Annotated in this window: 3 protein-coding genes and 1 pseudogene; 2 read left to right on the top strand and 2 right to left on the bottom strand. The window is 75.8% G+C overall.

The window, feature by feature from the left end; genetic code table 11:
* Positions 1 to 54: 54 nt before the first annotated feature.
* Both CSC68_RS15730 and CSC68_RS15725 read left to right on the top strand, forming a co-directional pair.
* The gene (locus CSC68_RS15730) at positions 55 to 420 is read left to right on the top strand and encodes a hypothetical protein (RefSeq protein WP_246193649.1); all 366 of its coding nucleotides are present in this window, start codon (positions 55 to 57) and stop codon (positions 418 to 420) included.
* 3 nt (positions 421 to 423) lie between these two features.
* Entirely contained in the window at positions 424 to 1,077 is a 654-nt protein-coding gene (locus tag CSC68_RS15725; RefSeq protein WP_162204533.1) for a DUF4124 domain-containing protein, read from the top strand.
* A gap of 6 nt (positions 1,078 to 1,083) precedes the next feature.
* Here the strand turns inward: CSC68_RS15725 and CSC68_RS15720 are convergent, their stop codons facing one another.
* Both CSC68_RS15720 and CSC68_RS16000 read right to left on the bottom strand, forming a co-directional pair.
* Positions 1,084 to 1,890 (bottom strand): sulfite exporter TauE/SafE family protein, encoded by an 807-nt coding sequence (locus CSC68_RS15720; RefSeq protein ID WP_246193647.1) that lies wholly within the window; start codon positions 1,888 to 1,890, stop codon positions 1,084 to 1,086.
* 63 nt (positions 1,891 to 1,953) lie between these two features.
* Positions 1,954 to 2,225: pseudogene (locus CSC68_RS16000) on the bottom strand (hypothetical protein); the annotation flags it as partial.

The raw sequence follows: 2,225 nt of genomic DNA, 5'->3' as shown, positions 1-2,225 counted from the left end.
TCGCTGAGGTAGCGCTCCCCGTCGGGCGTGGTGCGGGTGCAGGCGCCCGAGCCCATGTACGGCTGCACCACGCCCGACGGGGAGCGCTACCTCAGCGAGGATGGCCGCGGCACGCCGCGCTGGGTGCCGCTGTGGGTCGGCGGTTTCGCACCGCCTGCCGGGCCGCGGCCACCACGACCGCATCCTGGCCCGGGGCCTGGACGCCCCCCGCACCCGGGGCACGGCGTGGTCGCCACCGGCACCTGGGTGCAGGACCCGTGCGAGCGGCTGCCGCAGGAAGATGTGTGCGCGCACCTGTCGGACCGCCGCTACGAGATCCTTCGCGTCTACCATGCCGCCATGCCGAGCGAGCGTGAGGCGCTGGATGCCGAACAGGCCGGCATCGACGCGCGCCTGGCACGCGACTGTCCTGGATCCTGAGCGATGCACCGATTCCCTTCCTTCCCCGCCGCCTGCCTGCTGGCGGCCCTGGCTACCGCCGCGCCGGCCGCCGGGCAGCAGGTCGTCCTGTACCGTTGCACCGGTGCCGACGGGCAGCTGACCGTGCAGAACAGCCCGTGTCCGCCCGGCAGCCAGCAGCGCGAGCAGGTGGTCGGCGGCGTGGCCGCCACGCCGGGTGCCGCGACCGGTCCCACTTCGACCGTGCGCACGGCCAACGGCGAGTTCCTGACGACCAGCACCGACCAGGGAACGCGGCTGCTCGACAGCGCCACCCTTCCCCGTGGCCAGGCAGCGGAGCCGCCCAGGCCGCAGCGCCCGGCGCCTCCGCCGCTGCATCGCTGCCTCAGCCGCGAGGGCGACCGCTACCTGTCCGAGGTCGCCGAGCCTACGCCGCGCTGCATCCCGCTGCGCACCGTCGGCCTGGACGGCGACCCCGCCGCTGGTGCCGGCCAGGCCTGCGAAGTGGTGCGCGACCGCTGCGAGGCCGTGGACGCCGCCGACGCCTGCCAGGCCGGGCGCGACCACGCCCGCCAGGCGCAGACGCGCTGGCGCCTGGCCCATCCGGACAACGCCGCCTGGCGCCAGCGCGAGTACGAACGCATTGCCGCCATCGTCGCCGCCAGCTGCGGCGACTGATCCGGCTCAGCCGGACAGCGCCACGCTCACGCCCACCAGCAGCAGGAACAGCGCGAACACCTTGCGCAGCGCCTGGCCGCTGATCGCATGCGCCAGGCGCGTGCCCAGCGGCGCGGCCAGCACCGAGGCCATGGCCCCCCCGAGCGCGGCCGGCAGGTAGACGTAGCCGATGGCATGCCCGGGCAGCGCGCCGGGCGGGGCGTGCAGGGCGTAACCGGCGGCCGAGGAAATCGCGATCGCCACGCCGCAGGCGCTGGAGGTGCCGACCGCGCGCACCGGGCGCACGCCGCGCCACACCAGCAGCGGCACGGTCATGCTGCCGCCGCCGATGCCCACCACCGCCGACATCGCGCCGATGCCGCCGCCGGCCACGGTCATCGGCCAGCCACGCGGCGGCGCGACCTCGCTGCCGTCGGCCGGTGCGCGGGTCGTGCCGAACCCGATCTGCCAGGCCGCCACCAGGCAGTACACCGCGACCTCCCAGCGCAGCACTGAGTCGTCCAGCCCCACCGCCAGTCCGCTGCCCAGCCAGCCGCCCAGCAGCAGGCCCGGCACCATCCATCCCACCGTCGGCCACAGGACGCTGCCGCGGCGCGCATGGGCGCGCGCGGAGGACAGGCCGGTCAGCACGATGCTCGCCAGCGAACTGGCCAGCGCCGCGTGCATCGCCGCTTCCTGCGGGATCCCGAACAGCGGCAGCATCCACGCCAGGGCGGCGATGATCACCAGGCCGCCGCCGATGCCCAGCAGGCCGGCGAGCAGGCCGGCGGCCAGGCCCAGCAGCGGGAAACCCAGGTACATCCATGGCGACACGGTGCGGCTCCGGTTGATGCGCGACCGTGGGCGCGGCGCATGTGGCCGCTTCGTCACGGCCATTCAGGCGCGATGGGTATATTCGAGCGCATGTCGCGCCCCCCCACCACCCCCCTGCCCCCTGTGCGGTGTTCCCGCGTCGGCGCCCCCCCCGCCGAGCCCCCCCGGGCCCCCCTCGCGCGGTTGCCGGCCGGCCGCGGCGTGCCCCGCCAGGCCGGCGCGGGTCAGCGACAGCACGCGCCCGTCCCCGCCGACCTGGTACAGGCGCACGTCGCGCAGCTGCAGTACGCGCTGCCCGCCGACCACCCGTTCCTGGCCGTCGACCGCGTTGAGGA

The organism is Pseudoxanthomonas suwonensis, from assembly GCF_010093235.1.
GTDB classification, from domain to species: Bacteria; Pseudomonadota; Gammaproteobacteria; order Xanthomonadales; family Xanthomonadaceae; genus Pseudoxanthomonas; species Pseudoxanthomonas suwonensis.
This window is presented reverse-complemented; position numbering and strand designations above follow the sequence as displayed.